This is a genomic window from Pseudodesulfovibrio sp., assembly GCF_028692895.1.
GTDB lineage: Bacteria > Desulfobacterota > Desulfovibrionia > Desulfovibrionales > Desulfovibrionaceae > Pseudodesulfovibrio.
This window is the reverse complement of sequence record NZ_JAQUWN010000115.1, coordinates 1-6,280: the sequence shown is the minus strand read 5'-3', so window position 1 is coordinate 6,280 and position 6,280 is coordinate 1. Positions and strand designations below refer to the sequence as shown.

Sequence of the window (6,280 nt, the reverse complement as noted above, 5' to 3'; positions counted from 1 at the left end):
GGTAGGCGAAGCCGGGGCACTGGGTGGGCATGGACTGGAAGAGGTTGCGCGTCTCGACGCCGTTCCTTTCCAGGTAGTTGGTCAACTGGACGCGGGTGAAGGTCGCCTCGGGGCCGACCACCACGGGCACGGCGTGGGGGCCGATGAACTCCCACTCCTCCTCCCTGAGTGTGGTCAGGTAGGGAGCGAAGCGGTCGAAGCGGTCCAGCACGTACTTGAGGTTCTCGTGCCGCGTCTTGACGATGTGGTGGTAGAGGTCCAGGGTGCCCAGCCCGACGGCCGCCTCCAGCTCGTTCATCTTGCAGGAGTAGCCGATGCGCGGGAAGGTGAACCGGGTGTCCTCGCCGGTCTCCGGATCGAACCGCTTGGCGCAGTAGGTCTGGGTGGAGGAAAGGGTGCAGGTGACGCAGGAGCAGGCCCGGCCGTGGGAGCGCAGGGAGCGGATGATCTCGGCGTAGCGCTCGTCGCCCGTGGTTATCATGCCGCCCTCCACGGCGGAGATGATGTGGGCCACGTAGAGGCTGAACGCGCCCATGTGGCCGATGGTCCCGGCCGGGCGGCCCTTGTAAAGCATACCGTGGGCCTCGGCCGCGTCCTCCACCACCACCAGGTTGTGGCGCTCGGCGATGGCCATGATCTCGTCCATGGCGGCGGGCTTGCCCATGAGGTGGACGGGCATGATGGCCCGTGTCTTTTCGGTGATGGCCGCCTCGATCCTGGCGGGATCGATGTTCAGGGTGTCGCGCCGGACGTCCACGAAGACCGGGGTCAGGCGGGCGTGCAGCACGGCGTTGCCCGTGGCCACGAAGGAGAGCGCGGGCACGATGACCTCGTCGCCGGGGTTGGCGCCCAGGTCGTGGACCACGGCCAGGGCCAGGGCGTCGGCATCGGTGCCGGTGCCCACGGACACGGCGTAGTCCACGCCCAGCAGCTTGGCGAATTCGCGTTCAAATTCCAGGACCAGCCTGCCGCAGGACAGCCGCTTGTCGTCAAGCGCCTGCATGGCGAGCGCCTTGGCCCGATCCGTGACGGATATGGTTCCGAAGGTGAGCTTCATCGATCTTCCCGAATGATGCTGAGGTTATTTCGCGGCCTTGTGCTCGCAAAACCACGCGTAGGTCGATTCCAGCCCCTGGCGCAGCGGGATGGCGGGACGCCAGCCCAGCGCATAGGCCCGGTCGCTGGACAGCAGCTTGCGCGGCATGCCGTCCGGCTTGGTGGTGTCGAACTCCAGCCGCCCGTTGTAGCCGACCACGTCGGCCACCATGCGGGCCAGGTCCGCAATGCTCAGGTCCGAGCCCACGCCGACGTTGAGCAGCGTCTCGTCGGTGTCGAGCCCGAGGAAATAGGCGCAGGCCGAGGCCAGGTCGTCCACGTGCATGAACTCCCGCAGCGGCGAGCCCGTGCCCCACAGGACGACGGACTCCAGCCCCGTGAGCTTGGCCTCGTGAAAGCGGCGCAGCAGGGCCGGGATGACGTGGGACGCCTCGGGATCGAAATTGTCGCCGGGGCCGTAAACGTTGGTGGGCATGAGCGTCAGCCCGTTGAACCCGTACTGGCGGCGGTAGGCCTCGATCATCTTGACGGCGGCGAGCTTGGCCACGGCGTACCACTGGTTGGTGGGCTCCAGCGGGCCGGTGAGCAGCGCCTCCTCGCGGATGGGCTGCTCGGCCAGGCGCGGATAGGTGCAGGAGGAACCGAGGTTCAGGAACCTGCTCGTCCCGCTCAGATAGGCCGCGTGGATGACGTTGGTCGAGATGGCCAGGTTGTCGTAGATGAAGTCGGCGGGGTAATGGTCGTTGGCCCAGATGCCGCCCACGGTGGCGGCGGCCAGGACCACCATGTCCGGCCGCTCCGCCTCGAAGAAGGCCTGGACGGCCGCCTGGTCGCGCAGGTCGAGTTCCGCATGGGTGCGCAGGACGAGCCGGAAGGCGGGGTCCCTTTCGAGCAGCCGCCTGACCGCGCCGCCGACCAGGCCGGTGTGCCCCGCTATGAAAACGCTGGTTTTGTCAGCCATGATTACCTTTTATGCAATTCGGACAAGCCGTGTCCCGGCAGGCGCGCAACACTGGTTTCCACCTGCGGGAGAGGACGCAAAAAATCATGCGATACGTACACGCTATCCCATGCAGTGTAAAGGCGGGCGCCGAACCGGAACCGTTGCGCCCTACCCCCTGCGTGAGGCGAACCATATCCAGGCCGAGAGCAGCAGCCCCATGACCGTCAATTGGACGAACAGGTAGCCGTAGGGAGCGAGGGGCACGTCCACGTAACGCCGGTAGATGAACAGGTAGAAGCCCAGCCCCCAGGCCAGGCTCGCGCCCAAGCCGCCCGCCAGCAGCCAGCGGCCGGAGTGCGGCCCCTGATGCGCGAACAGGCAGACGTCCCCGCGGACGGACGCCTCCGCCACGCTCCGCCGGGCAAGAAGGAGCGGCGCGCAAAACATGAGCAGCACACCCGCCGCCGTGGCCAGTCCCGCCCAGGCGATGAGGGGAGCGGCATAGGTGAAGGTCAGGCGGAACGGCCCGGCCCGGTCGATGCGCACGGCCTGAAAGGCATGATTGGCGCGGACGATCTTCAGTTCCTCCCCGGAGGCATGGCAACGCCAGCGGCGGTCGAAATTCACGGCCAGGAATACGTACCCCGGCCCGTCGGCCTCTCCGGCCACGGTCATGGCGTCCGGGTCGCGAAGCACCTCGGCGACTGCGCCCGTAGCGGCCGGAACGCCTGCGCCCGGGGCCCCGAACGCGCCCTCCGGCACGTCGTCGTCATAAAGGAACACGGAACCCCGCATTGCCTGTTCGTCCGCCCCGGCCATGGCCTCCAGCACCGCCTCGCGGGTGGCGAAACGGCGCGCCTCGGACGCGAACCGCGCCAGGCCATAGGGATGGCGCACCGCATAGATGCGCAGGGGCAGGGAATAGTAGGTCCCCACCCGCGTCCCGGACAACAATCCCGGCAGCTCCGCGCCCTGGTCGATGACCGAGGACGAGGCGTACCGTCCCATGCCCTCGACCCGCTTGGGCGAGATCAGGTAGCGCACCCCCAGCCCCAGGAGCATAGGCATGTTCCAGTCCGTGACGGAGCGGATCTTGTCCGGATAATAGCTCTCGAAAAGCAGGTCGTTCCGGTTGTCCTCGCGCGGGGTGGTATAGACGTCATACTGGCTTTTGACATAAGCGGCGCGGCCGTCGGGACCGAGCAGCGGATCGAGGCACCGGGCCAGGTATTCCTTGTAGTAGCGGTTGGTCAGCACGTAGCGGGCCCCCACGGTGTCCAGCCCGGCGTAGCGGGCCACGGAGGGATGGACGTCCAGGCAGGCCACGCGAAAATCATTCTCCAGCCGGGTCCCGGCCATGGCGTTCAGCACGCCGTACTCCCCGAAGGAACGGGCAAAAGGCACGTGGGTGAACTTCAGCTCCTCCCGCTGATTGTTGATGAGCAGGGAGAGGACCAGGCAGGCGGCAGCGCCCGCGAGCAGGGCCAGGCTTCGCCGAGCGCCCTCCCCCCGCCGAAGGAACACGGCCGCCAGGGCCACGGCCAGGAGGGCCGCGTCGCGAAGCATCTGGGCCTCGTTGCAAAAGACGCGCAGCAGCAGCACGGCGGCCACGGCCCATATCAGGTTGGGACGCCGCCCTCCCCGGCGCATGTCCCGGAACACCACGCCCGCCGTCAGCGGCACGCCGAAGTAGAAGAGCTGTATGGCGTGCCCGAGGTCCATCTTGGCGATCAACGAATCCTTGAACAGCACGAAGAAATCGGACGCCATGAGCGTGCACAGGAACAGGGGGACCAGGGTGAAGCCCAGGGCCCGTCGCGCATCGGAGGAGAACCGGACGGAGGGGAGCACGAAGAGGCCGAGGGCCAGGGCCGGATAGTCGCGCACCGAGGAGACGATTCGGCCGAAGCTGGCCAGGGCCGCGCCGAAACCGTCATAGTGCATGTCGTACGTCCGGCTCACCTCGGGCGTGTATTGCAGCAGCCCCAGGAAATACGGCGCATAGATCAGGGCGTACCCCGTCCAGAGCAGGAAGGCCGCGGCCAGGTGCCGCCAGCGCCGGTCCGACCGGTCGAAGAGCAGGATGAAACAGGCGTGTCCAACGGAAAAACCGGGCAGGGTGAAGACGGGAATGGTCCCGAAAGCCATGACAAGGAACAGGGCCAGCCGCCCCAGCCGGCCCCGCAGGCTCGTCCGGGCGTCGATCATCTCCTTCACGTGGACGATGCACAGGGGAAAGTAGCACATCCATGTGTAGTTGTATGCCCATGGGCTGGAGAAAACAAAGATGGTCCCGACCGCAAACGCCGCGTCAGGGTCCAGGCCGAACCAGCGGCGCAGCAGCCGAAACAGCCCATACCCCGCCATGAGGCACGCGGCCGACTTGACCACGGCCACCACCAGCCAGACCGGCGCGACCATGGCCAGGACCGAACGGGCGTTCCAGGCCGGTTGCAGGGAGACGGAGGAAGGCATGCCCCCCAAGAGCGGCTGGAACCACTGGAACAGTCCGTGGTCGCGCAGCATCTCGCCGTAGAGCTTCAGGTTGACGATGAAGCCGCTGTCAAGGAAGTCGGAATAGGGAACCAGGGCGTACTTGCCGATGACGAAGGCGTCGTAATGGCAGATGACGGCAAGCCAGAGAAAAAGCCACCAGGCCCGGCGGTTGCCGGAACCGGGCGCTTGGGCGGTTGCCGCTTCGCAAGAGCGGGCGAGGAGCATGGATAATCCTTGGCCAGAGGGTTGTGGGCGCGCCCCGCCGACACCGGCCGGACGCGGCGTAAACGCTCGCAAACGCTCGCCGGGAGCGGCTCGACGTCCGTGGACGGATACCCCAGAATACGTTGGAAGACAAGGCCCGGCCGCCTGCGGGCGGCCTGCAGGCCGTGCCCGGACCGGACCACTTAGCAATTGCGGAGCCCTCCTTTTTTCATTAGCATCAGTGCAATGAGTGTTAAATTCAAACTGCTGACGGCCCTTTCCTTCATCCTGCTGGCGGCATTCATCACCACCAGCCTGGTGAATTATCACATCACGCGCGAGTCCGTTCGCGAAGAACTGCTCAACTCCTCCCTGCCGCTGACGGGCAAGAACATTTATTCCGAGATCCACTCGGCTTTGATGCGGCCCATCCTGGTCTCCTCCTCCATGGCCAACGACGCGTTCCTCAAGGACTGGGTCACCGGCGGCGAACGCGATACGGAGAAGCTGACCCAGTACCTCAAGGGCCTCCAGGAAAAATACGGCTTCCTGACCACCTTCTTCGTCTCGGCGTCCTCCGACAAATACTATTATCAGGGCGGCCTCCTCAAACGGATCAACCCACGGGACAGCCACGACGTCTGGTTCTACTCCTTTGTCCGCAAGAACGTCGAATACGTGCTGGACGTGGACACCAACCAGGCCGAGGACAACAAGCTGACCATCTTCATCAACTTCCGGGTGGAGGACGGCGACGGCAAGCTGCTGGGCGTGACCGGCGTTGGCCTGAACATGGACCGCGCGGCCGCCCTGCTCCGCAAGGCCCAGGAGCGCTACCGCCGCGACGTCTACCTGGTGGACCAGGACGGCCTCATCCAGGTCCATCCCGACACCAGCCTCATCAAGCGCCGCTACATCACCGAAACCCCCGGCATCAAGAACGTGGCCGCCGACATCCTCGCCAACCGCCAGGGCTCGGTCAATTTCCAGTACGACCGCGAGGGCGAGCACATCCTGCTCTCCACCCACTTCATCCCGGAGTTCGACTGGCACCTCATCGTCGAGCAGGAGGAATCCGGCGCGCTGGTCACGGCCAGGAACAACCTGATCCGGACCATAGCCATCGGCTGCATCGCCTCGATCCTGATCATCGTCCTGTGCGCCTTCACGGTGAACCACTTCCAGTGCCGGCTGGAGCACATGGCCAAGACCGATCCGCTCACCGGAGCGGCCAACCGGCGGGGGCTCGACGAACGGTTCGCCTTGGCCGCCTACAAGGCGGGCCGTTACGGCGAGACGTTCTCGATCATCCTCATCGACCTGGACCACTTCAAGCAAATCAACGACAGCCACGGCCACATGGAGGGCGACAACATCCTCAAGGCCGTGTCAAGAGCCATCGCGGCCACCATCCGTCCCTCCGACCTGCTCTCCCGCTGGGGCGGCGACGAATTCCTGATCCTGCTGGACGGCAAGGACTGCGAGGCGGAGATCCTGGCCACCCGCATCCGCGACGCCGTGGGGAAAGCCCATGACGTTCCGGTCTCCTTCAGTTGCGGCATCGCCCAATACCGGGCGGGC

The 6,280-nt window shown here is 65.8% G+C and carries 4 protein-coding genes; 1 reads left to right on the top strand and 3 read right to left on the bottom strand.

The window, feature by feature from the left end:
• The 3 genes from PHP91_RS16850 to PHP91_RS16840 form a co-directional block, all read right to left on the bottom strand.
• Positions 1–1,057, bottom strand: a 1,057-nt coding sequence (locus tag PHP91_RS16850) for a DegT/DnrJ/EryC1/StrS family aminotransferase (protein WP_300143555.1), incomplete at its 3' end; no start/stop codon positions are given.
• Positions 1,058–1,081: 24 nt separating this feature from the next.
• The gene (locus PHP91_RS16845; protein WP_300143553.1) at positions 1,082–2,017 is read right to left on the bottom strand and encodes a GDP-L-fucose synthase; all 936 of its coding nucleotides are present in this window, start codon (positions 2,015–2,017) and stop codon (positions 1,082–1,084) included.
• 150 nt (positions 2,018–2,167) lie between these two features.
• Positions 2,168–4,720, bottom strand: coding sequence for a hypothetical protein (locus PHP91_RS16840; protein WP_300143550.1), 2,553 nt, complete (start codon positions 4,718–4,720; stop codon positions 2,168–2,170).
• 225 nt (positions 4,721–4,945) lie between these two features.
• Here PHP91_RS16840 and PHP91_RS16835 point away from each other — a divergent pair.
• On the top strand, positions 4,946–6,280 hold a 1,335-nt coding region (locus PHP91_RS16835; protein ID WP_300143547.1), incomplete at its 3' end, for a diguanylate cyclase.